The organism is Laribacter hongkongensis DSM 14985 (genome assembly GCF_000423285.1).
Classification (GTDB): Bacteria; Pseudomonadota; Gammaproteobacteria; order Burkholderiales; family Aquaspirillaceae; genus Laribacter; species Laribacter hongkongensis.
Genome location: NZ_AUHR01000006.1, coordinates 170,402 through 194,150 on the forward strand (window position 1 = coordinate 170,402; position 23,749 = coordinate 194,150).

Below are 23,749 nucleotides of genomic sequence, written 5' to 3' on the forward strand. Positions count from 1 at the left end.
GTTATTCTCCGACGGCAATCCGGGCAGGCCCGGCCTGCAACTGTTCGTACAGCCGCTGGAGGTAGCGCTCGCCTTCCTGCCAGCCGCCCAGTCCGGATCCGGCATTGATGTGTCCGGCACCGGACAGCCATTCGACCGGCGCCTGCCAGGCTGCTGCCAGGGCAGCGGCCCGCACCGGCAGGCAGTAGGGATCATTGCTGCTGGCCACCACCACGGCCGGAAACGGCAGCGGTGCGCGCGGAATCGGGCCGAAGCCGGCCAGCGCTGCCGGCACGGCACTGCGCTCGACATCGGCCGGCGCCACCAGCAGGGCGGCGGCGATACGCTCCGGATGCCGGCGGGCATAGTGGGCCACGGTAATGCAGCCGAGGCTGTGGGCAATCACCACGGCCGGCCGCCCGCAGGCTTCCAGCCCGGCATGCAGGCCGGCCAGCCATTCTTCCAGCTGCGGGGCATGCCAGTCGCGGTTGTGGACGCGGCGGGCGCCCAGGCGCTGCTGCCAGTGGCTTTGCCAGTGTTCAGGCCCGGAATCCTGCCAGCCGGGCTGGATCAGCAGCGGCCAGTCGCCGGTGGCGGTCAAGGCGGAAGTCGGCATGTGTCCCTCCTTTGCGGGCGGTCGGTCAATTCTGTTCTGGACAGAATGGCATACCTTCAAATATCAAAACGGAATTTGAAATCACTTTCAAAGCGCTTTCTCTTATAAAGCATTGGCTTGATCCCTGCCGGATCGTGATGAACGGTGTAATCTCGCCATTCAGGCCGTTCTAAGCCGCGATTAAGTCAGTTCGCGTGTAATGCCTGTCGTTGTGTGTCGTACCCCGATTGCGGAACCTGCCATGTCGCCTGCCCCTTATGCCGTGGCGTTGCTGGCCTTCTCCAGCACGCCTGTCCTGGCCGATCCTCCGGCAACGCCCTGTACCCAGGCGCCCCGCTCGGAATGGATGAGCGATGAAAAGCTGCTGACGGCTGTCCGCCAGCAGGGTTACAAACTCAAACGCTTTGACATGGAGCGCAATTGCGCCGAAGTCGAAGGCTGGAATGCCCAGGGTGCCCGGGTCGAACTGCGGCTGGACCCGACCTCGGCACGCGTGGTGAGTTGCAAGTACAAATAAGATCAAGACACCATGCCGGCGTGTGCCGGCTTTTTGTTGCCCGGTCCGCCAGGATTACCATGGCGGGGCAACCTTCAGGGAGACAGACATGCGCGTATTGCTGGTCGAAGACGATCCGCTCCTGGGCGACGGCCTTGAGGCCGGACTGCGGCAATCAGGTTTCAACGTGGACTGGATGAAGGACGGCGCCGCCGCCCGCGCGGCCATGGCGGCCGCTCCCTACGACGCAGTGGTGCTGGACCTCGGCCTGCCCAAGGTGTCGGGACTCGACGTGCTGGGCGAATGGCGCCGCCAGGGCGTGGACACGCCGGTGCTGATCCTGACCGCCCGCGACTCGGTCGAGGACCGCATCCGCGGACTGGATACCGGTGCCGACGACTACCTGGTCAAACCCTTTGCCCTGGGCGAAGTGGTTGCCCGCCTGCGCGCCCTGATCCGCCGCTCGCACGGCCGCGCCAACCCGGTGTTCGAACACGGCACGCTGGTGCTCGACCCGAATGCCCGTACGGTGTTGCAGGACGGCCGGGCGGTCGAGCTGACCGCCAAGGAATTCCAGCTGCTGGAACTGTTCCTCGAAAACAAGTCGCGCGTGCTGCCGCGCGCCCTGCTGGAAGAAAAACTCTACGGCTGGGCCCAGGAACTCGACAGCAATGCACTGGAAGTCCACGTGCACCACCTGCGCAAGAAACTCGGCAGCCAGCTGATCCGCACCGTGCGCGGCGTCGGCTACCAGCTGGGCGAGGCATGAGGCGTCCGTCGGTTCCCTCGCTCAAGCGCCGCCTGCTGGTGGCGCTGATGATCACCCTGCCGGCGGCCTGGGTGGTCAGCGCCATGATCAACTACCGGGCGGCCCACCAGGCCGTCAACGAACTCTTTGACACCGAGCAGGCGTTCTTTGCCCAGCTGCTGGCCTCGGTCAACCTCGATGCGCGCGGGCAGGGTTATGAAATCCGCTCGACCCTGCCGCGCCAGCTGCACGAGCTGTTTGACGACGGCAGCGACGAAATGGACGAAGACATCGCCTTCCAGCTGCGCAACGACCACAACCAGATCGTCTTTGCCGACATCAACCAGACCGAACTGCCGTTCGACGCCAATGCCAGCGGCTTTCGCAACGTGATGTTCCAGGGCAAGCAGTGGCGGCTCTTTTACCTGCGCGACCCCAAGAACGACACCTACGTCGTGGTCGGCCAGCGTCTCAAGACCCGCGACCGGCTGGTCGGCCGGCTGGTGCTGGGCCAGATGATGCCGTGGCTGATGGCGCTGCCGGTGCTGCTAGTACTGATGTGGCTGGCCGTCCGCCGCAGCCTGTTGCCGCTGGACCGGCTGGTGCGCGACCTGCGTGAACGCGCGCCCGACAACCTCAAGCCGATCGAAGCCCCGGTGCCGGCCGAAGTCGGCCCGCTGGTGGTGGCGCTCAACCGCCTGTTTGCCCGGCTCGACACCACCCTGACCAACGAACGGCGCTTCACCGCCGATGCTGCCCACGAGCTGCGCACGCCGCTGGCAGCCCTGCGCGTGCAGGCCGAAGTGGCCATGCTCGCCAGTGACGACACCGCCCGCCGCAAGGCGCTGGTACAGGTGATGACCGGCATCGACCGCGCCACCCGCCTGGTCGAGCAGCTGCTGACACTGGCCCGGCTCGACCACCTGGCCGCCGCCGACCGCCGGCCGGCCGACCTGGTCGCCGTCGCCCGCCGGGTGATCGAGCGCAGTGCCGATGCTGCCGACAACCGCGCCATCACCCTGATCCCGCCCTCCGGTACCGCCATCTGGCCACTGGCCGGCGACGAAGGCCTGCTGGACATCCTGCTGCGCAACCTGATCGACAACGCCATCCGCTATACGCCGCCCGGCGGCGAGGTGTGGGTGGAATGTGACCCCTCCAGCCTGTCGGTGTGTGACAACGGCCCCGGCGTGGCGCCGGAATGGCTGTCGCGCATGAAGGAACGCTTTGCCCGGCCGGAAGGGCAGAAACAGACCGGCAGCGGTCTGGGCCTGTCGATTGCCGAGCGCATTGCCATGCTGCACGGACTGACGCTGTCGCTGGACAACCGCGAAGGCGGCGGCTTTGTCGCACGGCTGTCGCGTCTGCCCAGTGCTGCCGTACCTCCCGGCCCGCGTCTGCCACGCTGAACCTGTTGTCCGACACCGGACTGCCAGCACGGCAGCCCCTCTGTCCGGCGATCTCCCGGCATCAGGCCCGGATGCCGGTGACCATGCAGCGCTGCCTGACGGACCGGTGTGGCGGGAACGCTTCGCTCCGGTGCCCGTATTGCCGGTAACACTCTCCACTACGGTGCCGGGCCGGCAACAAGTCAGGGACCGGAACCAATCCAGCCGGAACCTCCCTCCCCGCGATACCCGCAGCTCGCCCGTCCGGGGGCGGCTGCGCATGTCCTTCATCCGCCCGCTGCTCTGGGCTGGGCTGCTCTGGGCTGGGCTGGGCTGGGCTGGGCTGGGCTGGGCTGGGCTGGGCTGGCAAAAGCGTACGGGCAGGTACGCAGCGGTGGCAATCCGGGCAAGCCTGATATCCGCCCACGCCATGGAGGAGCCTTCCGGCCCGGAGTCCGGGTGCGGCATTCGGCCGCATTGCCGGTCAGGCCGCCGTTGCGGCAGACTGCCCCGCATCACGGACACCGGCTGACAGCCTGCCGGCTGCCGGTGTCTTGTTGATTCCAAGGTTGTTGGGCGGCCGCTTCCGGTGGAACGGCCGCCGTTTCTTGTCCGGCATCAGTGTCCGGACGACTCCAGCAGTGCCGGCGTCTGCATGCCGCGCAGGATGGTCTGGACATCACCATGACGGGTGCGGTGGCCGAACCACCACAGGCCGCTTTTCTTGACTGTCCAGTATTGCGCCTCGCCGCACAGCAGCCGGCTGGCAATCTGCCCGAGCCAGGGTTGGTGCCCGACCACCACCAGGGTTTCGCCGCACTGCGGCCAGTCCAGCGCTTCCCATACCCGCTGCCACGGCTGGTCCGGATTGAGCTCCGGCAATACCAGAGCCGGGCGCTCCAGATAACGTGCGGTCTGGCGGCTGCGCCGGGCTTCGCTGGTGAATACCCGCGCGCCGGCCGGCAGGCGCGGCGCCAGCCAGGCGGCCATGTCGCGTGCCTGGTGTTCGCCCCGGCGGGTCAGCTCGCGCACCAGGTCCACCTCTCCCTCGGCAGCCTCGGCATGACGCCAGAGAATCAGGTCCATGCTGTCTCGTCCTTGTTTGCATTGTGATGGTTTTACCCTAGCAGCCACAGATTAACTGCCCATGTCCACGCCGCCGTACTGTTGCAATTTGCCAACCATGCCGGCGCACTTTGGCATAATGCGGGGCATGAATTCCTTGCCTGACTGGCTGGCGGCCCCGCCGGCCAACCATCCGGTGCGGCCGCTGCTGGCGCATGACGGCTCGCTGACCGACCGCCTCAAGGCCAGCGGCCTGCCGTTTTCGGTCGAAGTGGCGGCCTGGTACACCGGCCCGGCGCGCGCGGACGAAGCCCGGACGCTGGCCGTCGCCGCCGGCTCCACGCTGTGGATACGCGAAGTCTGGCTCCGGCTGGCGGAGCGCCGGGTGGTGTGGGCACGCAGCGTCAGCGCCAGCGAACGCTGGCTGCCTGTCCTCGACCGTGGCGGCGTGTCGCTGGGCCTGACCCTGTTCGGCGGTGATCCGGCCATTGCCCGCAGCCCCCTGGAATTTGCCGCCGTCACGCCGTGCATGGCGCTGCACCCCGGTGCCGGTTACCCGTCCCTGTGGGCGCGCCGGGCCTGCTTCGTGCTTGAAGGTGCGCCCATGCTGGTCCATGAAGTGTTCCTGCCTGACTGTGAAATTGCCCTGCCATGAATCGCCAACGCCTGCTCGACTACTGCCAGCTCATGCGGATCGACAAACCCATCGGCACCCTGCTGCTGCTGTGGCCCACGCTGTGGGCCCTGTGGCTGGCGGCGGATGGACTGCCGCCACTCGACATCCTGGCGATCTTCGTCGCCGGTACGTTCCTGATGCGGGCGGCGGGTTGCGTCGTCAACGACCTTGCCGACCGTGACATCGACGGCGCGGTCGAGCGCACGCGCCAGCGTCCGTTTGCCCGCGGTGCCGTCACGCCGCGCGAAGCCTTGCTGCTGGCTGCCGGGCTGGCACTGCTGGCACTGCTGATCGCCCTGCCCCTCAACCGGCTGGCGCTGCTGCTGACGCTGCCGGCGCTGTTCCTGGCGGTGACCTATCCGTTCACCAAGCGCTTTTTTCCGATTCCGCAGGCGTATCTCGGACTGGCATTCGGCTTTGGCATCCCGATGGCGTTTGCCGCCGTACAGGGCCACATCCCGCCGGAGGGCTGGTGGCTGTTCGTGGCCAACATCTTCTGGGTGCTGGCCTACGACACCTGCTACGCCATCACCGACAAGCCGGACGACCTCAAGATCGGCATCCGGACTTCGGCCATCACCTTCGGCCGCTTTGACGTGGCGGCGGTGGCGCTGTGCCAGGGGCTGTTCCTGTTGCTGATGGCGATGCTGGGACGCCACCTGCACCTCGGCTGGCCGTTTACTGCCGGCCTGGCCGTGGCGGCAGCCTTGATCGGCGTGCAACTGGCCCGCATCCGCAGCCGCGACCGGGCAGTCTGCTTTGCCGCCTTTCTCGACAACAACCGTGTCGGGCTGGCGGTCTTTGCCGGCATCGTGCTGAGCCTGCACTGGCCAGCACTGTAAATCCGCCGGCTCCGGCGTGCGCCGGGCAACGCTCCGGCCTCCCCCCGCGCACGGCCGGATACAACATCCGGCCGGAGCGCTCCGCCAACCGGCACAAAAAAACAACGCCGCTTCAGCAGGAAGCGGCGTTGTTGCACCGGGCAGCCGCCTCGGGCGGCCCAGGAGCGCTATACGGTGAATCCGGCCAGATGCGGGGGATGCAGCAGGCGCAGGACGTCCGGGCTGTCAGCGCCCAGCCCTTCATGCCGGGCCAGACAGTCGGCCGCCACCAGGGCAGCATCGGCCATGAAGCGTCCGTCCAGCAGGGCGGCCAGGACTTCTTCCGGCGTCATCAGCACGAATTCGCTGACTTCACCGTCGGTATTGTGCGGCACCAGTCCGGCAGGCAGCCACAGGTCGTGCGGATACAGCCATTCACGGTGCAGACCGCGCCGCACGTGGCGACAGGCAAAGACCGGCGCCAGGGCCGACAGCGGGCTGAGCCAGACCGGTGCCAGGCCGGCTTCTTCCTGGCCTTCGCGCAGCAGGGCGGCCTTGAGGGTTTCGCCAGCCGCCACACCGCCACCGGTCAGGTTGTCGAGCTTGTCCGGCTCCACCGACTTGAGCGGGCTGCGCCGTGCCACCCACATGCACCAGCTGCCGTCGGCATTGCGGACCAGACCGTTGATGTGCACGGCACGGCTTTGCAGGCCGAAAGCGCGAAAGGCGGCACGCTCCAGCTCGAAACAGGGACGGCCGTCCAGGTCGTGGGCGGTGAAGTTTTCGTCGCGCCAGCCGGTCAGCACGCCGCTGTCGCGCCACTGGCGCGCCACGCGCATGAGGACAGCGCTGATGTCGTTGTATCCCTGGAAGGCCTCGCCAAGGGCCACTCCGTCAGCCACGGCATGAAAATACGGCAGGGCCAGCACCCGCTCGCGCCAGACCGGCGTCAGCGCCCCCAAGGGTTCGCCGCGGATGGACAGCGGTGTCAGCTCGGACATCCGGCAATCCGTCAGCGTGTGCAGAAAGTCGATCAACCCAGCCATGGCGCTCCCGATTCCATTTGCCTTTTTTCAGGACAAAGGCAAGACCTTAACCGATTTCACTGGCCGGGTGAAAGCGCACCGTGCAACCGGAACGATGGCCGCCTTTCATGCATTTGGCTTGACGCTGCCGGCCGGACAGGTGCCCAATCAAGACTAGCTTACGGTCTTGTGACGCAATACGGAGAAGCGGCATGTTCGAATCGGCAGAACTGGGACACCACCTCGACAAGGATCGGTATGACGAAATCGAGCCCGGCCTGCGGGCAGCACTGCTGGACGTGCAGTACGAACTGAAGGAACGCGCCGACACGCCGGTCATCGTGCTGATCAACGGCATGGACGGCGCCGGGCGCAGCGAAACGCTGTCGCTGCTCAATACCTGGCTGGATCCGCGCATCGTCGAAGTCAGTGCCCAGACCCACGTTTACACCGACCTCGTCGACGAGGCGACCGAGCGCCCGTGGATGTGGCGCTACTGGAATGCCCTGCCGGCCCGCGGGCGCATCGGCGTGTTCATCGGCACCTGGTATTCGGACATCCTGTTCGGCCACGTCTATGGCACCCTCAGCGAAACCCAGGTCCGGCTGGCCCTCGACGAAGTGCTGATGTTTGAAAAGCAGCTGGTGGCCGAAGGCGCCGTGCTGGTCAAGTTCTGGATGCACCTGTCGAAAAACGGCCAGAAAAAACGCCTGAAGGCACTGGAGAAAGATCCGGCCACCCACTGGCGCGTCAGTGCCCGCGACTGGCAGCACCACAAGGATTACGACCGCATCCGCGACCAGGCCGAACGCATCCTGCGCCTGACCGGCACCGCCGAAGCACCGTGGGTAGTCGTGGACGGCACCGACGGCAATTTCCGCGACATCACCGTGGCCCAGACCCTGCTCAACACTATCCGCAGCCGGCTGGATTCGCCGCTGACACCGCCCAACGATGCGCCGCCGCTGTTGCCGCCGATCGACAACCTGATGCTGCTCGACACGCTGCAACTCGACCAGCCGCTGGAAAAATCCGCCTACAAGGACCAGCTGGCTGAACTGCAATCGCGGCTGGCCAAGCTGATCCGCAGCCCGGCCTTCGCCGCCCACTCGCTGGTGGCGGTGTTTGAAGGCAATGACGCAGCGGGCAAGGGCGGCGCCATCCGCCGCATCACTTCGGTGCTCGACCCGCGCCGCTACCGCGTGGTGGCCGTGGCCGCCCCGACCGAAGAAGAGCGGGCCAAGCCGTGGCTGTGGCGCTTCTGGCGTCACATACCGCGTCGCAGCAACATCACGGTGTTCGACCGCAGCTGGTACGGTCGCGTGCTGGTCGAACGCGTCGAAGGGTTCTGCCGCGAGCCGGACTGGATGCGCGCCTACGGCGAAATCAACGACTTTGAAATGCAGCTCTACTACAGCGGCGCCATCGTGGTGAAATTCTGGCTGGCGATCTCGCCCGACGAACAGCTCAAGCGTTTCAAGGCGCGCGAGGACACCGGCTTCAAGCGCTACAAGATCACTGACGAGGACTGGCGCAACCGCGAGCGCTGGAACGACTACCGGGTGGCCGTCTGCGACATGATCGACCGCACCAGCACGCAGAACGCGCCCTGGACGCTGGTCGAAGCCAACAACAAGTACTACGCCCGCGTCAAAGTGCTGCAAACCGTCTGCGAAGCCATCGAAACCCGCCTCGACAACAGCAAGAAACTCGTCGGCAAGGGCGACTATCCGGAGCTGGGCTCCGTCTGGGGCAAGCGCAACAACGGCTAGCAGCCTGCGCCAGGCGGCATGGCGTGGCGTGCACGTCCATGAAACCTGGCCGGACACAGGCCATTGCTCCGGGCAGGCCGCCGGGGTAACCGGCCCCGGCCACACAGCAGACGACCGGCCCCGTCATTCCGGAGCCGGTTGTTGCCGGTTTTACCCCTGACGCATGCCGCGGCCGATGAACAGCAGGATCAGGGTCGCCACCGGCCCCAGCAGGAGCGACACCAGAAACCACACCCAGCCCGGCCGGTCCTTGCACTGCGCCAGATTGGCGTTGATCAGCGCCAGCGTGCCCCAACCCGCTACATACGACGAATCCATACCGCCTCCCCTGTCCGGTGACCTGATGGCTTCACTGTAGATCGCCACGGTCGCCAGCGGCTTTGCGGCCGGTCAAACGTCAGGATTCGTCCGCCGGCGGCGTCTGGCGCTTGGCTGCCAGCATGCTTTTCAGTCCCGCCAGCCGCGCCTTGCCCTCTTCGCGCGTCATCTGCGGTGCCTGGCCGGGTTTGCCGTGATGGCGGACATCGTCTTCGCCGATCTCGGCAATGAAGCGCGACGGATCGGCAAACACCCACTCGCCGGCGCGCTTGCGCTTGACGCAGTGGCTGATGGTCAGCGAGCGCTGTGCGCGGGTAATGCCGACGTACATCAGCCGGCGTTCTTCCTCGACCATGCCGGTGTCGATCGACTCCTGGTGCGGCAGGATGCCTTCTTCGCAGCCGATCAGGAACACATGCGGATACTCCAGCCCCTTGGAGGCATGCAGGGTCGACAGCCGCACCACGTCAGGCTCTTCCTCGCCCTCGCGCCCCTCCAGCAGGGTGATGAGCGCAATGGTCTGCGCCAGCTCGATCAGGTTCTTGCCGTCGGCTTCCGCTTTGCGGGTGATCCACGCCACCAGGTCCTGCACGTTTTTCCACTTGGTTTCGGCCGGACGCGGCTCCTCGCTGTCGTAGAGCCAGTGTTCATACTGGATGGCAGCCAGCATTTCCTGCAACAGCGCCCCGGCCGGCTCGCGCACGGCCCGCCACGCCATGCGCTCCACGAAGCCGGCAAACTCGGCCAGCCCTTCGCGCTGCGCTGCCGGCACCCGTTCGGCAAAGCCGACTTCGCGGCAGGCGGCAAACAGCGACACGTGCCGTTCGCCGGCATGGCTGCCCAGCCGCTCCAGCGTCACGTTGCCAATGCCGCGCTTCGGGGTGGTCACGGCCCGGATGAAGGCCGGGTCGTCGTCCGGATTGACCAGCAGGCGCAGGTAGGCCAGCACGTCCTTGATTTCGGCCCGGTCGAAAAACGACTGTCCGCCGGAAATGGCGTAGGGAATCTTGTGCTCGCGCAGCGCTTCTTCGATCAGGCGCGCCTGGTGGTTGCCGCGATACAGCACGGCGTAGTCGGCAAACCGGGTCCGGTTTTCAAACTTGTGGGCCAGCAGGCGGGTAGCCACCATGCCGGCTTCGCTGGCGTCATCCTTGCACTGCACCACATGGATCGGCTCGCCAAGGCCGAATTCGCTCCACAACTGCTTTTCAAACAGCTTGGGATTGTTGGCGATCACGCTGTTGGCGGCGCGCAGGATGCGGGCGGTGGAACGGTAGTTCTGCTCCAGCTTGATGACGTGCAGGCGCGGAAAATCCTGGCGCAGCTGGGCGAGGTTTTCGACGTTGGCACCGCGCCAGGCGTAGATCGACTGGTCGTCGTCACCGACGGCGGTGAACATGCCGCGCACGCCGGACAACAGCTTGACCAGCTCGTACTGGCAGGTGTTGGTGTCCTGGTATTCGTCGATCAGCAGGTAGCGCAGCTTGCCCTGCCAGCGCGCCAGCGCCTCGGCATCCCGGCGGAACAGCATGACCGGCAGGCGGATCAGGTCGTCAAAGTCCATCGCCTGATAGGCCAGCAGCGTGTCCTGGTAGCTCAGGTACACACGGGCACAGGCCTGCTCGAAATCGTTCCGGCTGTCGGTCAGGGCCGACTCGGGAGCCACGAGGTCGTTTTTCCAGCGCGAAATCTGCCCCTGTACCCGCCGGATTTCGTCCTTGCTGGTGGTGTGCAGGATGTCGGCGATGATCTTGGTGGCGTCGGCGCTGTCGAGGATGGAAAAGCGCGGCTTGTAGCCGACGTGCTGCGCTTCCTGGCGCAGCATCATCAGGCCCAGCGAGTGAAAGGTGCTGACGGTCAGCCCGCGCAGTTCGTCGGCCGACAGGAGCTTGCCCACCCGTTCCAGCATCTCGCGCGCGGCCTTGTTGGTGAAGGTGATGGCGGCGATGTTACGGGCGCTGAAACCACCTTCACGGATCAGGTAGGCGATCTTCTGCGTGATGACCCGCGTCTTGCCGCTGCCGGCCCCGGCCAGCACCAGCAGCGGGCCGTCGAGGTAGCGGATTGCCGCACGCTGCGGCGGATTGAGTTGGGCAAGCGACATGGCTGGGCTTTCAACGCAAGGGCACGGAACAAAGGCCGCCGATTGTAACGCCGGCCCGCCACGCCAGCAGGCCGGAGCGGTACACGGTACACTCGCAGCATCTTTTTTCATCCGTGCACGTGCATCATGGCTACTTACGCCATCGGCGACATCCAGGGGTGTTTCACCCAGTTCCAGCAGCTTTTGCAGCGCATCGGCTTTTCCCCGTCACGCGACCGTCTGTGGCTGACCGGCGACCTGGTCAACCGTGGCCCGGATTCGCTGGCCATGCTGCGCTGGGCGTTCGAACACCAGGACTCGCTGACGCTGACGCTGGGCAACCACGACCTGCACCTGCTGGCAGTCAGCCAGGGCTACGGACGCCTCAAGCCGGGCGACACGCTGGCGCCGATCCTCGAAGCCACAGACGGCAAGGTGCTGCTCGACTGGCTGCGCCTGCAACCCCTGATGGTGCTCGACGAAGGCTACGCCATGGTGCATGCCGGGCTGCTGCCGGCCTGGACCCTGGACCAGGCGCTGGACCTCGCCACCGAGGTGGAGGACTGGCTGGGCGGCCCGCACTGGCGCGAGTTTTTTGCCCGGATGTACGGCAACAAGCCGGCCCGCTGGGACGACAGCCTCACCGGCATCGACCGCCTGCGCATGATCGTCAACGCCATGACCCGGCTGCGGCTGATCAACCGTCAGGGCGACATGGACTTTGCTTTCAAGGGCGAACTGGCCGATGCCCCGCCCGATCTGCTGGCGTGGTTCGACGCGCCGCACGCGCGCTGGCAGGAAGCCGGCATCCCGCTGGTATTCGGACACTGGTCGGCGCTCGGCCTGCATGTCGACGGCCGGGCCATCGGCCTGGATACCGGCTGCCTGTGGGGCGGCCAGCTGACCGCACTCAGGCTGTCTGATCGGCAGCTATTCCAGCAGGCATGTCCAGTGACTCGTCCGATTCAGCCGCCGGCAGCTTGAGCGCACCGGCTATGCGCGAATAGGCCGTCAGCGCCAGCTGGTGACGCGACTGGTTGACCGCAGGGTACGCCGGCGGGAAATGCAGCTCGACTTCGGTGCTGCGCTCGCCGGCCAGCCGCCACACCGAGCCCAGGAAACTGACGCCGTCGATGTAGGCCGCCGCCTCCGATACCCGGCCATGGGCATCGAGATAGCGGATCGCCACCGGCCGGATCAGGCTGCCGGCCACCCGGGCCGACTCGAACAGGGACGCCTTGAACGGCAACAGCCCCAGCCCGTCGCTGGTGGTGCCTTCAGGAAACACTGCCATGGCGTCCCCTTCCAGCATGGCGTTGGCCAGGATCTGGTTGACGCGCATGGCGTCGCGGCGGGAGGCCCGCTCGATGTAGAGGGTGCCGGCGCGCGTTACCAGCCAGCCGACCACCGGCCAGCGGCGGATTTCGCTCTTGGCCACAAAGCGGGTCGCCGACACGCTCTGGATGGCGAAAATGTCGAGCCAGGAAACGTGGTTGGCCACGAAAAAGCTGTTGGCGCAGATCATTTCGGGCGGCTCACCCTCGACGCGCACGCGGGCGCCCAGGATCGACAGCAGGCGGTGCCCCCAGTCACGGGCGGCATGCGCCCGGCCGGCCCGGTTCAGGCGGCCATAACGGCCGGATACCAGTACAAGGCCGCGGAACAGATGCACCACCAGCCGGCAGATGCGCCACAGGCGGACAGGAAGGGAAACAGTGGATTTCATGGCCGAACGATAACGGGAATCCGGATACACCGACAAATCGCGGCGCTCAACGCTGGCAGGCCGGACAGAAAAACGTCGAGCGCTGTCCCAGCCGGCAGCGCTCGACCAGGCCGCCGCAGCGGGGGCAGCTCTGGCCCTGGCGGCCGTACACGGCGTAGTCCTGCTGGAAATAACCGGGCTTGCCGATGGCGTCGCGAAAATCGCGCAGGGTACTGCCACCGGCAGCAATGGCCCGCGCCAGCGTGTGCCTGACCGACTGCACCAGCTGCCCGGCCTCGTCCGCGGTCAGCGAGAGGGCCGGCCGGCGCGGGTCGAGCCCGGCTTCGAACAGGCTTTCGTTGGCGTAGATGTTGCCGACGCCGACCACCACGGCATTGTCCATCAGCGCCACTTTCAGCGCCTGCCGCCGCCCGGCCAGCGCGTGCAGCAGGCCGGTGGCGTCAAACCCGTCCGACAGCGGCTCCGGCCCCAGCCGGCTGAGGAGCGGATGGCTATCGGGCGGCCCCAGGTGCCAGAGCACGGCACCGAAGCGGCGCGGGTCGTGGTAACGCACCAGATGTCCGTCATCGAGGATGAAATCGAGGTGGTCGTGCTTTTGCGGCGGCGTGTCGTCCGGCAGGACCCGAACCGAACCGGACATGCCCAGGTGCACGATCAGCCACTGCTCGTGCCCGAAGCCGATCAGCAGGTATTTGGCCCGCCGCTCGACAGTGCGGACCTCCAGCCCCGCCAGCTTTGCGGAGAGGTCGGGGTCCACCGGCCAGCGCAGGCGCGGCTCGCGCACCGTGACGGCCTTGATCTGCCGGCCGGTCAGGTGCGGCGTCAGTCCGGCACGGACAGTTTCGACTTCGGGCAATTCGGGCATGAGGGTCTCCACACTCGGACAGGGCGCTGCATGATAGCTCACCCCTCCATCCTGGCCGCGATGGAACGCGCCTGCGTGTTATGCTGAGAGCACTACGCGTGTACACCGTTTATCCAGTCAGAACACTCCATGAATGTCACTCGTCCGGCCTTGGGAATCCTGTTAGCCAGCCTGCTTGCGGCCTGTTCGGCCATTCGTCCGCCCGTCGCAGCCACCCCGGCTCCGGCAGCGGCGCCCAAGCCTTCCACCGAAGATAGCGACGAATCCCGCCTGCCGCGCCTGGAACTCGACGAGCGCATCCTCTTCAGCGTGGTGGCCGGTGAAATCGCCGGTCAGCGCGGCCACACCGGCGCGGCAGCCGGCACCTTCCTCGAGCTGGCAGAAGAAACCCGTGATCCGCGGCTGGCCCGGCGTGCGGCCGAGATGGCGCTGATCAGCGGCAACCTCAACCAGGCCATTTCCTCGCTGTCGCTCTGGAGTGCGCTGGACCCCGAGTCGCAGCTGGCCCGCCAGCAGCTGGCGCTGGCGCTGGTACGTGCCGGCCGGCTGGCCGATGCCCGGCCATTGCTCGACTTCCTGCTCAATTCGCCGGCGGCTGCCGCACCGCTGTTCGGCCAGCTGGCCGCACTGGCCCCGCGCCAGCCCGACAAGACCGAGGCACTGAACGTGGTGCGCGAACTGGCAGGCCGTTATCCCAAACTGCCCGAATCACGCTTTGCCCTCGCCGCAGCCGCCACCGAAGCCGGTGCGGATGACGAGGCCGATGCCGCCATCCGCGAGCTGGCACGCCTGTCGCCCGACTGGGCCGTGCCGGTGCTGTGGCGGGTCGAACGCCTGCGCACGCAGGAACCGGCACATGCCGTGGATTTCCTCGCCAGCGCACTGGCCGACCGGCCACAGGCCTCGATCGACCTGCAACTGGCGTATCCGCGCCTCCTGGTGGCGGAAAAACGCTATGACGAAGCACGCGCCTCGTTTGCCGTGCTGGCAAAACAGGCACCGGACCATCCCGACATCCTCTACGCGCTCGGCATCCTGGCCATCGAGCAGCAGGACTACGACACGGCCGAGCAGGATTTGCAGGCCGCCCTGCAAAAAGGCTATCGCGACCCCGATTTCATTCACCTGACCCTCGGTCAGCTGGCCGAAGAGCGCGACCAGCCCGAAGCGGCCAGCGCGCACTATCTCGCCGTCAGGTCCGGCCGCCACTATCCGGCAGCACAGGGACGGCTGGCAGGGCTGGAAGCGAAACAGGGCAAGCTGGAATCAGGCCTTGCCCGACTGGAGCAGCTGGCACTGCAAACCGGTGGCAAGGGCGCCGAACTGGAGGTCTGGCGTGCCCAGCTGGCCCGTGATGCCGGCCAGCGCGAACGCGCCTACCGCATGCTGGGCAGTGCGCTCAAGCGTTATCCCCAGTCCTACCTGCTGTGGTTCGAGCGCGGCATGCTGGCCGACCAGCTCAACCGTCCGCTGGATGCAGAGAAAAACCTGCGCCAGGCCCTGCGCCTGGAGCCTGAAAACGCCATGGCCCAGAACGCGCTGGGCTACATGCTGGCCAACCGAGGCGTCAAGCTCAGGGAAGCGCGCAGCCTGATCGAAAAGGCGGTCGCGCAGGAACCGGAAAACGGCATGATCCTCGACAGCATGGGCTGGGTGGAATTCCGGCTCGGCCGCTATCCGCAGGCGCTGGAATGGCTGGAAAAAGCCTATCGCCGCTTGCCTGACGGCGAAATTGCAGCCCATATTGTGGAAACGCTGATCAAGCTCGACCGTCCGGACGAGGCCCGCAACCGTGCGGCCAAAGCCTTGCAGGACCATGCCGACCATGACGTGCTCACCGGCACGCTCAAACGCCTGAAACTCGCGCCATGATGAAACCGCTGTCCCGCAGCCTGATGCTGCTGTGCCTGCTGGGGCTGGCTGCCTGCGCCCAGTTGCGCCCGGTATCCATGCCCGTGGTCGAAGGCCAGGGTGAACCGACAGACTTCCGGCTGGAAGGTCGTCTGGCCGTCCGCGCCGACGGCAAGGGCTATTACGCCAACTTTGACTGGCTGCGCCGCCAGGGGGATGACGACATCGCCATCCTCAACCCGCTGGGACAGATTCTCGCGACCCTGACGCGCGAAAACGGTCTGGTCTGCCTGCGGGAAAAAGACCGTCAGCGCTGCGCTGACGACACCGAAACACTGACCCGCGAAACCCTCGGCTGGCCGCTGCCGCTCGACAATCTCGGCTGGTGGATCGCAGGCCAGCCGGCCCCCGGACCGTGGCGGCCGATTACCGGAGGCTTCGAGCAGGACGGCTGGAGCATCAAGGCCGAAGAACCGGCCGAGACCGCCGACGGCCCGCGCCCGCGGCGCGTGATCCTGACCCGCGGCCCCCAGCTGGAAATCCGCTTTGCCCTCAACGCCTGGCAGCCCACACGCTGACCGGCCTTTTCGCTGCCTTCGCTTGCCATGACGTATCAACGCTTCCCGGCTCCGGCCAAACTGAACCTGACCCTGAGCGTGGTGGGCCGCCGTGCCGACGGCTACCACTTGCTGGAAACCGTGTTCCGCTTCATCGACCTGTGCGATGACATCGAACTGGCCGTGCGCACGGACGGCGCCATCGTTCTGGACACCCCCTTGCCCGGCGTTTCCCCCGAAAGCGACCTTACGGTCCGGGCTGCCCGGGCACTGCAACAGGCCAGCGGCAGCCCACTGGGTGCCAGCATCCGCGTGACCAAGCGCATCCCCATGGGCGGCGGACTGGGGGGCGGCAGCTCGGATGCTGCAACGGTCCTCCTGGCACTGAACCGGCTGTGGGGCTGTGGTTTCCCGCGGGAAAGACTCCAGGCCATCGGCCTGACGCTGGGTGCCGACGTGCCGGTATTCGTGTTTGGAGAAGCAGCCTTTGCCAGCGGAATCGGCGAAGAATTAACACCTTGCGAAGTGCCGGATGCCTGGTACGTCGTGCTGGACCCAGGCGTATCCGTACCCACCGCGAAAATTTTTTCGTCCACGCTGTTGACACGCGATTCGCCCATCTCCATAATGCGAAGCCTCTCGGGGGCAACAAAACGCAGAAACGATCTGCAAGCTGTTGTTTTCCAAGAGTTTCCGCAGGTTGCAAGGTGTCATGAAGTGCTCAGCGAATATGGCGAAGCCCTCATGACAGGATCGGGAAGCTGTGTCTTTCTGGAATGTCCGACCGAACAGCATGCACGGACAGTTTACCGTTCGGTGTCGCAGGACTACCGGGGGTTTGTGGTCAAGGGACTGCAACGCCATCCGGTCTGCGGGATCGAGTAAAGGTTACTGGGGAGTCGCCAAGTGGTAAGGCACCGGATTTTGATTCCGGCATTCGTAGGTTCGATCCCTACCTCCCCAGCCACAATACAACTTCCAATTCGACGAATGTGAAGCCAAGCGTGTAAGTTGAAGCTGACTTACACGCTTTTTGTTTGTCTTGATCGGAACGCACCATGGCCGCCTACGATAGCTTGATGGTCTTTACCGGGACCGCCAATCCGGAGCTCGCGCAAAACGTCGTCAAACACCTCGACATTACTCTGGGGCGCGCCGACGTCGGCCGTTTCAGCGATGGTGAAGTCGCCATCGAGCTCCTCGAAAACGTGCGCGGACGCGACGTTTTCGTCCTGCAGTCGACCTGTGCGCCGACCAATGACAACCTGATGGAAATCCTGACCATGGTCGACGCCCTCAAGCGCGCCTCGGCCGGCCGGATCACCGCAGCCATCCCCTACTTCGGCTATGCCCGCCAGGACCGCCGTCCGCGCTCGGCCCGCGTGCCGATCACGGCCAAGCTGGTCGCCAACATGCTCACCAGCGCCGGCATCGACCGCGTACTGACCGTTGACCTGCATGCCGACCAGATCCAGGGCTTCTTCGACATCCCGGTGGACAACATCTACGCTACCCCGGTACTGCTCAAGGACATCCAGAGCCAGCACATCGAAAACCTGACCGTGGTCAGCCCGGACATCGGCGGCGTGGTACGTGCCCGCGCCATGGCCAAGGCCCTCGGCGCTGATCTTGCCATCATCGACAAGCGTCGCCCCAAGGCCAACGTGGCCGAAGTGATGAACATCATCGGCGACATCCAGGGCCGTACCTGCCTGATCGTCGACGACATGATCGACACCGCCAACACGCTCTGCAAGGCCGCTGCCGCGCTCAAGCAGAAGGGTGCCGCCCGCGTGCTGGCCTACGCCACCCACGCCGTGCTGTCCGGCCAGGCCGTCGAACGCATCCGTACCTCGGAAATCGACCAGGTTGTCGTGACCGACACCATTCCGACCTCACCGGAAGCCGCTGCCTGTCCGAACATCCGCGTGGTGTCGATCGCCGGCCTGCTGGCCGAAACGCTGCGCCGCATCAACAACGAAGAGTCGGTCAGCTACCTCTTTATGGAATGATTCCGGCGCCACGCCCCGTGCGTGGCGTCACCCGACACCGGCTGGTCGCGGTCGGCGTCTTTTTTTGACCTCTGGAGTTTTTCATGACCATCGAAATCCAAGCCCAACAGCGTGCCGATCAGGGTTCGAGTGCGAGCCGCCGCCTGCGTCGCGCTGGCGTGGTGCCGGGCGTTGTCTACGGTGCCGGCAAGGCCGCCGTTGCCATCAGCTTCGACCACAACACCCTCTACTACGCGCTGCAAAAAGAAGGTTTCCACAGCAGCATCCTCAACCTGGTGATCGACGGCGCGACCGAACAGGTGTTCGTGCGCGACGTGCAGATGCACGCCTTCAAGCCGCAAGTCCAGCACATCGACTTCCAGCGCGTTGACGCCAACACCGTCATCGAAGCCAAGGTACCGTTCAAGTTCATCAACGGCGAAATCTCCCCGGCCGTGAAGATGAACGGCAAGATCATCGGCCACCTGCTGAACGCTGCCGTGGTGCGCTGCCTGCCGGCCAACCTGCCGGCCGCAATCGAAGTCGACCTGTCCACCCTGGTCGCCGGCGAATCCGTGCACCTGTCCAGCATCAAGCTGCCGGAAGGCGTGGAATTTGCCTCGCTGCGCAGCGGCAAGGACCTGTCGGTCGCCCGCGCCTGATCCGCGCAAGGCTTCCGCCTCCAGACGGCTCGCGCCCCGGCGCGGGCCGTTTTGCCATCTTCAATGTGACCATTCGCATGAGCACCATCCGTCTGATCGTCGGGCTCGGCAATCCCGGCCCCGAATATGCTGCCACCCGCCACAATGCCGGTGCCTGGTTCACCGACCAGGCAGCCCGCCGCGAGCACGCCACGCCGCGGCTGGAATCCAAGTTTTTCGGACTTTACGCCCGCTCGGGCGAACTGCACTTCGTGTGGCCGCAAACCTACATGAACGCTTCGGGCAAAAGCGTGGCCGCCGTCGCCCGCTTCTACAAGATCCTGCCCGAGGAAATCCTCGTCGTGCATGACGAGCTCGACCTGCCGCCCGGCAGCGCCCGCTTCAAGAAAGGCGGAGGCCACGGGGGACACAACGGTCTGCGCGACATCCACTCGGCGCTGGGCACGCCGGATTACTGGCGCCTGCGCCTCGGCATCGGCCATCCGGGCGACAAGAGCCAGGTAGCGCATTTCGTACTGAAGCCGCCGCGCAGCGAAGAGCAGACGCTGATCGACATCGCCATCGGCCACGCTCTGGATACGTTGCCTGACGTGCTCCGCGGTGACTTTCCGGCCGCGATGAAAACCCTGCATACCGCAGCCAAGTAACACAATCCGGCCAGGCAATCCCGCACGGCCTGCGGGCAGCATCACCGGCAAGCGGATGTGCTTCCGGTCAGCACAGCCACGGCCGTTTGCCGTTTGCCGTTTGCCGTTTGCCGTTTGCCGTTTGCCGTTTGCCGTTTGCCGGCACCGTACACGATCTTCCCTGGCAACCGGACATGGAAAAGGCGCCCTTTGCAGGACGCCTTTTCTGCGCTTGTCCCCCGGCCAGACTCAGCCTACGCGCAGCAACTCCACTTCAAACACCAGCGTGGCATTGGGCGGAATCACGCCGCCGGCCCCGCGGGCGCCGTAGCCGAGTGCCGCCGGAATGGTCAGCTTGCGCTTGCCGCCTTCTTTCATGCCGGCCACACCTTCGTCCCAGCCCTTGATCACACGCCCGGCACCCAGCGGAAAGCTGAACGGCTGGGCGCGGTCCACGCTGGAATCAAACTTGCGGCCGTCGGTCAGCCAGCCGGTGTAGTGCACGGTGACTTCCTGTCCCTTGACCGCTTCGGCCCCCTGCCCCACGGACAGTTCTTCGATCACCAGGCCGCTGGCCGTCGTCATGCTGCTCATGCTGTTGCTCCTTGTCAGTCAGGCTGCTGATTGTAGTGTCTGCCACGCTGGCTATAAATCGAATTCAGAGGCCTCTTTCGTGAAAGGCATGTCATGGATATCCCGCATGAGCCGGTCCGCCCGGCGCTACCTGCCGTCCGCCGTGTCAATGCATTCGCTCCCCTTGGCTGGTGCCTGCACGCCCTGACCGACCTGCAACGGGCATGGCTGCCGGCCCTGTTTTACGGCGTGGCCTTTGTGGTCATGGGCTTCCTGCTGTTCGGCCTGTTCGCCCGTTCGCCGGTGATGGTGATGACACTGTCGGCCGCCTTCCTGCTGCTGGGCCCGTTCCTGGCCGCCGGGCTCTATGCCATTGCCCGCGACCTCGAACGTACCGGCACGGCATCGCTGCGGGTATCGCTGACGGCATGGCGTGGCAACGTGCAGTCCGTCACCCTGTTTGCCGCCCTGCTCGCCATCATGACCTTCATCTGGTTCCGGGTGTCCCTGCTGGTGTTTGCCCTGTTTGCCACCGGGCCGCTGCCGACGCTGGACAGCCTGCTGACTCAGATGTTCGCTCCGGCTGACACCACCTTGCTCGTGCTGTGGTTCGGCATCGGCCTGGCTTTTGCCGCACTGGTGTTCGTGGTCAGCGTGGTATCGATCCCGATGATGATCGACCGCGAGATCGATGCATTCAGCGCCATGCTGGTCAGCCTGCGGGCGGTCCGCGCCAACCTGCCGGCCATGCTGGTCTGGGCCGCCCTGCTGGCCGGGCTGGCCCTGGCCGGGTTTGCCAGCGGCACACTGGGGCTGGCCGTCACCATGCCGATTGCCGGACTGGCCAGCTGGCACGCCTACCGCGACATGGTGAGCGGCTGAACCTGCCGACAGGAGGCAGGGGCATTTCCACACCGGCCCTTGCAGGCGAGGCAAGCGGACATGGCATAATCGCCGCACCATGACGATATCCGCTGCCTCCTCCCTGCCAGCCCACGGCCTGCCCATCAGCGCCGTCGAGCGCGAAACCGGCATTCCCAAGGATCTGCTGCGCATGTGGGAACGCCGCTACGGCTTTCCGCTGCCGGGGCGGGACGAACACGGTGACCGGGTGTATCCGCGCGAGCAGATCGACAAGCTGCGGCTCCTGCGCCGGCTGATGGATCTGGGGTTCCGGCCGGGCAAGATCGTGCACATGGAAACGGACGAGCTTGACGCACTGTTTGCGCGCCAGCCGGCCCGATCCGCGCCGCCGGCGCTGGTACAGTCGGACATCGTGCGCCTGCTGCGCGGCGACGATCCGGTTGCCGTGCGCGATGCCCTACAAATGCAGCTGGCAGTGCAGGGCCTGCGTACTTTCGTGACCGAAACCCTCGCCCGCAACAACGAAGACATCGGGGCTGCCTGGATGCGCGGTGAGATCGAGGTATTCGAAGAACACCTCTACACCGAAATGGTCAGCCGCCTGCTGCGCGAAACGCTGGTACGCCTGCAACTGCCGGTCCGGCCGCCCCGCGTGCTGCTGACCACCTGCCCGGGCGAGCAACACTCGCTGGGCCTCCTGATGGTGGAGGTCATGCTGCGGCTGGCCGGTTGCGACACCCTGTCGTTTGGTGCCGACATGCCGTTTTCCGACATTGGCCGCGCCGCCACCCGCCTGCAAAGCCAGATCGTGGCATTGTCTTTTTCGTCGGCCTACGCCGGCGAACCGCTGGAAGCCGTGCAGGCACTGCGGCCACACCTGCCGGTCGGCACGGACATCTGGATGGGCGGCTCGGGCTGCCGCCTGCCGGAACTGCCGGAAGGCGTACAGGTCATCCGCGACTTCGCCACACTGGAAGGCCAGGTGGCACAGTGGCGCCACAGCCACGGACTTGATGCGTCCGGAGGGCCGGCAGCGGCTTGACCTGCCTCAAGGGCCATCCGGAACGGTTTTGCTACCCTCGGCGGCATTTATCCGTCCTTAGCGACTTATTGTCCTCATGCCCCGACCTCCCGAACTTGTCTGTCCTGCGGGGAGTCTCCCCGCGCTCAAGGCTGCCATCGACAACGGTGCCGACACCGTCTACATGGGGCTCAAGAACAACACCAACGCCCGCAATTTTGCCGGCCTGAATTTTGACGAAAAGGCCGCCCGCGACGGCATCGCCTATGCCCATGCCCGCGGCCGCAAGGTGCTGATGGCCATCAACACCTACGCCCAGGCCGGAGAAACCGCCAAGTGGCACCGGGCCGTTGACGAAGCGGCCGCACTCGGGGTCGATGCCATCATCCTCGCCGACCTCAGCCTGCTCGACTACGCGCACCGCACCCATCCGCAGCTGCGCCTGCACCTGTCGGTGCAGGGCTCGGCCACCAGCTACGAAGCCATCAATTTCTGCCGCGAGCAGTTCAACATCCAGCGCGCCGTATTGCCGCGCGTGCTGACGCTCGACCAGGTCCGCCACGTGATCGAAAACACCGAAGTCGAAATCGAGGTGTTCGGCTTTGGCAGCCTGTGCGTCATGGTCGAAGGCCGCTGCCTGCTGTCCAGCTACGCAACCGGCGAATCGCCCAATACCCATGGCGTCTGCTCGCCGGCCAAGTTCGTGAAGTGGGAAAAAACCGAGCACGGCACCGAGGCCCGCCTCAACGGCATCCTGATCGACCGCTACGGACGTGACGAACCGGCCGGCTATCCGACCCTGTGCAAGGGCCGCTTTGACGTCTGCGACGACACGTACTACGCGCTGGAAGAACCGACCAGCCTCAACGTGCTCGACATGCTGCCGCAACTGATCGACATCGGTGTCGCCGCCCTCAAGGTCGAAGGACGCCAGCGCAGCCCGGCCTACGTCGCCCAGGCAACCCGCGTGTTGCGCGCCGCCCTTGATGCCGCCGCCGCCGAAGGGCCGCGCTTCAGCGTCCGTCCGGCCTGGCAGGCAGAGCTTGGCAAGCTGGCAGAAGGCCAGCAACAGACGCTGGGTGCCTACAACCGCCCGTGGAAATAATCCGCGATCGGGCGCAAGCCCGCGCTACCGACTCGACACTCATGCAAATTTCTCTAGGCCCCCTGCTGTTTTTCTGGCCGCGTGACCAGGTCATGCGCTTTTACGCCGAAGTTGCCGCCAGCCCCGACATCGATATCGTCTATCTGGGCGAAACCGTCTGCTCGCGTCGCCAGCAGTTGCGTACCGACGACTGGATCGGACTGGCCCGTGACCTGGCCGACGCCGGCAAGGAAGTGGTGCTGTCGGCCCAGGCGCTGCTGGAAAGCGAATCCGACCTCAAGCGCCTGCGCCGGCTGATCGACGCCACCAGCTTTGCCATCGAAGCCAACGACCTCGGCGCCCTCAGGCTTGCCCGGGCTGCCGGCCGCGACGTGGTGGCCGGTCCGCACCTCAATCTTTACAACGAAGACTCGCTGGCCTTCCTCGCCCGCCTGGGCGTCAAGCGCTGGGTACCGCCGGTGGAAATGCCGCGCGAGCGGGTGGCCCGCGTACTGCAACAGCGCCCGGCCGGACTGAGCTGCGAAGTGTTTGCGTGGGGCCGCCTGCCGCTGGCGTTGTCTGCCCGCTGCTTTACCGCCCGCTACTACACGCTCAACAAGGACGACTGCCAGTTCCGCTGCATGGAACACCCCGACGGCCTGCCGCTCGACACGCGCGAAGGCCAGGGCTTCCTGACCATGAACGGCATCCAGACCATGTCCGGTGCCGTGATGAACCTGGGAGCAGAGCTGCCGCAACTGGCAGCCAGCGGCGTCGACATCGCCCGCATCAGCCCGCAATCGCAAGACACGCTGGCCGTTGCGGCGGCCTTCCGGCGCGCCAGCACCGGATCGGTGGATGCCGACTTTGCCACGCTGGCCCACGCTCCGCTCTGCAATGGCTACTGGCACGCCCGAGCCGGCATCGACCTGACCTGAGGAC

26 protein-coding genes and 1 tRNA gene are annotated in these 23,749 nt (G+C 65.8%); 19 read left to right on the forward strand and 8 right to left on the reverse strand.

The features are described from left to right. Position 1: 1 nt before the first annotated feature. Complete coding sequence (locus G542_RS0107810) at positions 2 to 595, reverse strand: RBBP9/YdeN family alpha/beta hydrolase (RefSeq protein ID WP_012695820.1); 594 nt, start codon at positions 593 to 595, stop codon at positions 2 to 4. 241 nt (positions 596 to 836) lie between these two features. Between G542_RS0107810 and G542_RS0107815 the strand changes: the two genes are divergently transcribed. The 3 genes from G542_RS0107815 to G542_RS16305 all read left to right on the forward strand — a co-directional run bounded on the left by G542_RS0107815 (position 837) and on the right by G542_RS16305 (position 3,248). Continuing rightward, positions 837 to 1,112, forward strand: a complete 276-nt coding sequence (locus G542_RS0107815) for a PepSY domain-containing protein (protein WP_012695819.1) — start codon at positions 837 to 839, stop codon at positions 1,110 to 1,112. Positions 1,113 to 1,200: 88 nt separating this feature from the next. Beyond that, positions 1,201 to 1,860, forward strand: a complete 660-nt coding sequence (locus G542_RS0107820; RefSeq protein ID WP_012695818.1) for a response regulator — start codon at positions 1,201 to 1,203, stop codon at positions 1,858 to 1,860. Further along, positions 1,857 to 3,248 (forward strand): ATP-binding protein, encoded by a 1,392-nt coding sequence (locus tag G542_RS16305; protein WP_012695817.1) that lies wholly within the window; start codon positions 1,857 to 1,859, stop codon positions 3,246 to 3,248. Before G542_RS0107820 ends, G542_RS16305 begins: the two co-directional genes overlap by 4 nt. A gap of 597 nt (positions 3,249 to 3,845) precedes the next feature. Here G542_RS16305 and G542_RS0107835 read toward each other — a convergent pair. Continuing rightward, positions 3,846 to 4,313 (reverse strand): SixA phosphatase family protein, encoded by a 468-nt coding sequence (locus G542_RS0107835; RefSeq protein ID WP_012695814.1) that lies wholly within the window; start codon positions 4,311 to 4,313, stop codon positions 3,846 to 3,848. A 127-nt stretch (positions 4,314 to 4,440) separates the two neighbouring features. Between G542_RS0107835 and G542_RS0107840 the strand changes: the two genes are divergently transcribed. Next, the gene (locus G542_RS0107840; RefSeq protein WP_162142344.1) at positions 4,441 to 4,947 is read left to right on the forward strand and encodes a chorismate--pyruvate lyase family protein; all 507 of its coding nucleotides are present in this window, start codon (positions 4,441 to 4,443) and stop codon (positions 4,945 to 4,947) included. Continuing rightward, positions 4,944 to 5,810, forward strand: coding sequence for a 4-hydroxybenzoate octaprenyltransferase (ubiA, locus tag G542_RS0107845; RefSeq protein ID WP_027823836.1), 867 nt, complete (start codon positions 4,944 to 4,946; stop codon positions 5,808 to 5,810). The genes G542_RS0107840 and ubiA overlap by 4 nt, the downstream gene beginning before the upstream one ends. A 167-nt stretch (positions 5,811 to 5,977) precedes the next feature. Here the strand turns inward: ubiA and G542_RS16310 are convergent, their stop codons facing one another. Further along, entirely contained in the window at positions 5,978 to 6,835 is an 858-nt protein-coding gene (locus tag G542_RS16310; RefSeq protein WP_012695811.1) for an NUDIX hydrolase, read from the reverse strand. Here G542_RS16310 and G542_RS18490 point away from each other — a divergent pair. Both G542_RS18490 and pap read left to right on the forward strand, forming a co-directional pair. Beyond that, complete coding sequence (locus tag G542_RS18490; RefSeq protein ID WP_155826627.1) at positions 6,834 to 6,992, forward strand: hypothetical protein; 159 nt, start codon at positions 6,834 to 6,836, stop codon at positions 6,990 to 6,992. The two genes, G542_RS16310 and G542_RS18490, sit on opposite strands and share 2 nt — an antisense overlap. A 34-nt stretch (positions 6,993 to 7,026) precedes the next feature. After that, the gene (gene pap, locus G542_RS0107860) at positions 7,027 to 8,586 is read left to right on the forward strand and encodes a polyphosphate:AMP phosphotransferase (RefSeq protein WP_012695809.1); all 1,560 of its coding nucleotides are present in this window, start codon (positions 7,027 to 7,029) and stop codon (positions 8,584 to 8,586) included. Between the two features lie 150 nt (positions 8,587 to 8,736). Here pap and G542_RS18900 read toward each other — a convergent pair whose 3' ends face one another. Next, a complete protein-coding gene (locus G542_RS18900; RefSeq protein WP_012695808.1) occupies positions 8,737 to 8,904 on the reverse strand; it encodes a hypothetical protein in 168 nt (55 codons plus the stop codon). A 79-nt stretch (positions 8,905 to 8,983) separates the two neighbouring features. Beyond that, on the reverse strand, positions 8,984 to 11,008 hold the full coding sequence (locus tag G542_RS0107870; RefSeq protein ID WP_012695807.1) for a UvrD-helicase domain-containing protein: 2,025 nt from the start codon (positions 11,006 to 11,008) through the stop codon (positions 8,984 to 8,986). A gap of 126 nt (positions 11,009 to 11,134) precedes the next feature. Here G542_RS0107870 and G542_RS0107875 point away from each other — a divergent pair, with 126 nt between their 5' ends. Continuing rightward, positions 11,135 to 11,971: a symmetrical bis(5'-nucleosyl)-tetraphosphatase gene (locus tag G542_RS0107875; RefSeq protein WP_012695806.1), complete on the forward strand. Its 837-nt coding sequence runs from the start codon at positions 11,135 to 11,137 to the stop codon at positions 11,969 to 11,971. Here the strand turns inward: G542_RS0107875 and G542_RS16315 are convergent. Next, positions 11,898 to 12,713: a lysophospholipid acyltransferase family protein gene (locus G542_RS16315; RefSeq protein ID WP_081433677.1), complete on the reverse strand. Its 816-nt coding sequence runs from the start codon at positions 12,711 to 12,713 to the stop codon at positions 11,898 to 11,900. The two genes, G542_RS0107875 and G542_RS16315, sit on opposite strands and share 74 nt — an antisense overlap. 46 nt (positions 12,714 to 12,759) lie before the next feature. Then, positions 12,760 to 13,578 (reverse strand): bifunctional DNA-formamidopyrimidine glycosylase/DNA-(apurinic or apyrimidinic site) lyase, encoded by an 819-nt coding sequence (mutM, locus tag G542_RS0107885; RefSeq protein ID WP_012695805.1) that lies wholly within the window; start codon positions 13,576 to 13,578, stop codon positions 12,760 to 12,762. 129 nt (positions 13,579 to 13,707) lie between these two features. On the opposite strand from mutM, the gene G542_RS0107890 reads away from it, so the two are divergent. The 7 genes from G542_RS0107890 to pth all read left to right on the forward strand — a co-directional run bounded on the left by G542_RS0107890 (position 13,708) and on the right by pth (position 19,286). Beyond that, positions 13,708 to 15,450, forward strand: coding sequence for a tetratricopeptide repeat protein (locus G542_RS0107890; RefSeq protein ID WP_027823837.1), 1,743 nt, complete (start codon positions 13,708 to 13,710; stop codon positions 15,448 to 15,450). Further along, positions 15,447 to 16,007 carry a lipoprotein insertase outer membrane protein LolB gene (lolB, locus tag G542_RS0107895; RefSeq protein WP_012695803.1) on the forward strand — a complete coding sequence of 187 codons (561 nt, stop codon included), beginning with the start codon at positions 15,447 to 15,449 and terminating at the stop codon, positions 16,005 to 16,007. The genes G542_RS0107890 and lolB overlap by 4 nt, the downstream gene beginning before the upstream one ends. A gap of 27 nt (positions 16,008 to 16,034) precedes the next feature. Further along, positions 16,035 to 16,871, forward strand: coding sequence for a 4-(cytidine 5'-diphospho)-2-C-methyl-D-erythritol kinase (gene ispE / locus G542_RS0107900; protein ID WP_012695802.1), 837 nt, complete (start codon positions 16,035 to 16,037; stop codon positions 16,869 to 16,871). Between the two features lie 7 nt (positions 16,872 to 16,878). Then, positions 16,879 to 16,953: transfer RNA gene (locus G542_RS0107905), tRNA-Gln, on the forward strand. 91 nt (positions 16,954 to 17,044) lie between these two features. Then, on the forward strand, positions 17,045 to 17,998 hold the full coding sequence (locus G542_RS0107910; protein WP_012695801.1) for a ribose-phosphate pyrophosphokinase: 954 nt from the start codon (positions 17,045 to 17,047) through the stop codon (positions 17,996 to 17,998). A gap of 83 nt (positions 17,999 to 18,081) precedes the next feature. Beyond that, positions 18,082 to 18,639 carry a 50S ribosomal protein L25/general stress protein Ctc gene (locus G542_RS0107915; RefSeq protein ID WP_012695800.1) on the forward strand — a complete coding sequence of 186 codons (558 nt, stop codon included), beginning with the start codon at positions 18,082 to 18,084 and terminating at the stop codon, positions 18,637 to 18,639. A gap of 77 nt (positions 18,640 to 18,716) precedes the next feature. Beyond that, a complete protein-coding gene (pth, locus tag G542_RS0107920; protein WP_012695799.1) occupies positions 18,717 to 19,286 on the forward strand; it encodes an aminoacyl-tRNA hydrolase in 570 nt (189 codons plus the stop codon). A 228-nt stretch (positions 19,287 to 19,514) separates the two neighbouring features. Here pth and G542_RS0107925 read toward each other — a convergent pair whose 3' ends face one another. After that, a complete protein-coding gene (locus G542_RS0107925) occupies positions 19,515 to 19,859 on the reverse strand; it encodes an FKBP-type peptidyl-prolyl cis-trans isomerase (RefSeq protein WP_012695798.1) in 345 nt (114 codons plus the stop codon). A gap of 93 nt (positions 19,860 to 19,952) precedes the next feature. Here G542_RS0107925 and G542_RS0107930 point away from each other — a divergent pair, with 93 nt between their 5' ends. The 4 genes from G542_RS0107930 to G542_RS0107945 all read left to right on the forward strand — a co-directional run bounded on the left by G542_RS0107930 (position 19,953) and on the right by G542_RS0107945 (position 23,745). Beyond that, positions 19,953 to 20,720, forward strand: coding sequence for a DUF2189 domain-containing protein (locus G542_RS0107930; protein WP_027823840.1), 768 nt, complete (start codon positions 19,953 to 19,955; stop codon positions 20,718 to 20,720). Between the two features lie 79 nt (positions 20,721 to 20,799). Continuing rightward, a complete protein-coding gene (locus G542_RS16320; protein ID WP_051189971.1) occupies positions 20,800 to 21,744 on the forward strand; it encodes a MerR family transcriptional regulator in 945 nt (314 codons plus the stop codon). A gap of 76 nt (positions 21,745 to 21,820) precedes the next feature. Further along, the gene (gene ubiU, locus G542_RS0107940) at positions 21,821 to 22,828 is read left to right on the forward strand and encodes a ubiquinone anaerobic biosynthesis protein UbiU (RefSeq protein ID WP_012695795.1); all 1,008 of its coding nucleotides are present in this window, start codon (positions 21,821 to 21,823) and stop codon (positions 22,826 to 22,828) included. A gap of 41 nt (positions 22,829 to 22,869) precedes the next feature. After that, the gene (locus G542_RS0107945) at positions 22,870 to 23,745 is read left to right on the forward strand and encodes a U32 family peptidase (protein ID WP_012695794.1); all 876 of its coding nucleotides are present in this window, start codon (positions 22,870 to 22,872) and stop codon (positions 23,743 to 23,745) included. Positions 23,746 to 23,749 lie beyond the last annotated feature (4 nt).

What these genes read in the sequence shown, in the direction of transcription:
- pth (WP_012695799.1), top strand. Translation starts at nt 18,717, where the DNA reads ATGAGCACCATCCGTCTGATCGTCGGGCTCGGCAATCCCGGCCCCGAA.
- G542_RS16305 (WP_012695817.1), top strand. Translation starts at nt 1,857, where the DNA reads ATGAGGCGTCCGTCGGTTCCCTCGCTCAAGCGCCGCCTGCTGGTGGCG.
- G542_RS0107870 (WP_012695807.1), bottom strand. Translation starts at nt 11,008, where the DNA reads ATGTCGCTTGCCCAACTCAATCCGCCGCAGCGTGCGGCAATCCGCTAC.
- G542_RS0107810 (WP_012695820.1), bottom strand. Translation starts at nt 595, where the DNA reads ATGCCGACTTCCGCCTTGACCGCCACCGGCGACTGGCCGCTGCTGATC.
- G542_RS16310 (WP_012695811.1), bottom strand. Translation starts at nt 6,835, where the DNA reads ATGGCTGGGTTGATCGACTTTCTGCACACGCTGACGGATTGCCGGATG.
- G542_RS16320 (WP_051189971.1), top strand. Translation starts at nt 20,800, where the DNA reads ATGACGATATCCGCTGCCTCCTCCCTGCCAGCCCACGGCCTGCCCATC.
- G542_RS0107835 (WP_012695814.1), bottom strand. Translation starts at nt 4,313, where the DNA reads ATGGACCTGATTCTCTGGCGTCATGCCGAGGCTGCCGAGGGAGAGGTG.
- G542_RS0107840 (WP_162142344.1), top strand. Translation starts at nt 4,441, where the DNA reads ATGAATTCCTTGCCTGACTGGCTGGCGGCCCCGCCGGCCAACCATCCG.
- G542_RS0107820 (WP_012695818.1), top strand. Translation starts at nt 1,201, where the DNA reads ATGCGCGTATTGCTGGTCGAAGACGATCCGCTCCTGGGCGACGGCCTT.
- G542_RS18900 (WP_012695808.1), bottom strand. Translation starts at nt 8,904, where the DNA reads ATGGATTCGTCGTATGTAGCGGGTTGGGGCACGCTGGCGCTGATCAAC.
- G542_RS0107815 (WP_012695819.1), top strand. Translation starts at nt 837, where the DNA reads ATGTCGCCTGCCCCTTATGCCGTGGCGTTGCTGGCCTTCTCCAGCACG.
- G542_RS0107915 (WP_012695800.1), top strand. Translation starts at nt 18,082, where the DNA reads ATGACCATCGAAATCCAAGCCCAACAGCGTGCCGATCAGGGTTCGAGT.
- ubiA (WP_027823836.1), top strand. Translation starts at nt 4,944, where the DNA reads ATGAATCGCCAACGCCTGCTCGACTACTGCCAGCTCATGCGGATCGAC.
- G542_RS16315 (WP_081433677.1), bottom strand. Translation starts at nt 12,713, where the DNA reads ATGAAATCCACTGTTTCCCTTCCTGTCCGCCTGTGGCGCATCTGCCGG.
- G542_RS0107945 (WP_012695794.1), top strand. Translation starts at nt 22,870, where the DNA reads ATGCAAATTTCTCTAGGCCCCCTGCTGTTTTTCTGGCCGCGTGACCAG.
- G542_RS0107910 (WP_012695801.1), top strand. Translation starts at nt 17,045, where the DNA reads ATGGCCGCCTACGATAGCTTGATGGTCTTTACCGGGACCGCCAATCCG.
- mutM (WP_012695805.1), bottom strand. Translation starts at nt 13,578, where the DNA reads ATGCCCGAATTGCCCGAAGTCGAAACTGTCCGTGCCGGACTGACGCCG.
- G542_RS0107875 (WP_012695806.1), top strand. Translation starts at nt 11,135, where the DNA reads ATGGCTACTTACGCCATCGGCGACATCCAGGGGTGTTTCACCCAGTTC.
- ubiU (WP_012695795.1), top strand. Translation starts at nt 21,821, where the DNA reads ATGCCCCGACCTCCCGAACTTGTCTGTCCTGCGGGGAGTCTCCCCGCG.
- ispE (WP_012695802.1), top strand. Translation starts at nt 16,035, where the DNA reads ATGACGTATCAACGCTTCCCGGCTCCGGCCAAACTGAACCTGACCCTG.
- G542_RS0107890 (WP_027823837.1), top strand. Translation starts at nt 13,708, where the DNA reads ATGAATGTCACTCGTCCGGCCTTGGGAATCCTGTTAGCCAGCCTGCTT.
- pap (WP_012695809.1), top strand. Translation starts at nt 7,027, where the DNA reads ATGTTCGAATCGGCAGAACTGGGACACCACCTCGACAAGGATCGGTAT.
- lolB (WP_012695803.1), top strand. Translation starts at nt 15,447, where the DNA reads ATGATGAAACCGCTGTCCCGCAGCCTGATGCTGCTGTGCCTGCTGGGG.
- G542_RS18490 (WP_155826627.1), top strand. Translation starts at nt 6,834, where the DNA reads ATGGCGCTCCCGATTCCATTTGCCTTTTTTCAGGACAAAGGCAAGACC.
- G542_RS0107930 (WP_027823840.1), top strand. Translation starts at nt 19,953, where the DNA reads ATGGATATCCCGCATGAGCCGGTCCGCCCGGCGCTACCTGCCGTCCGC.
- G542_RS0107925 (WP_012695798.1), bottom strand. Translation starts at nt 19,859, where the DNA reads ATGAGCAGCATGACGACGGCCAGCGGCCTGGTGATCGAAGAACTGTCC.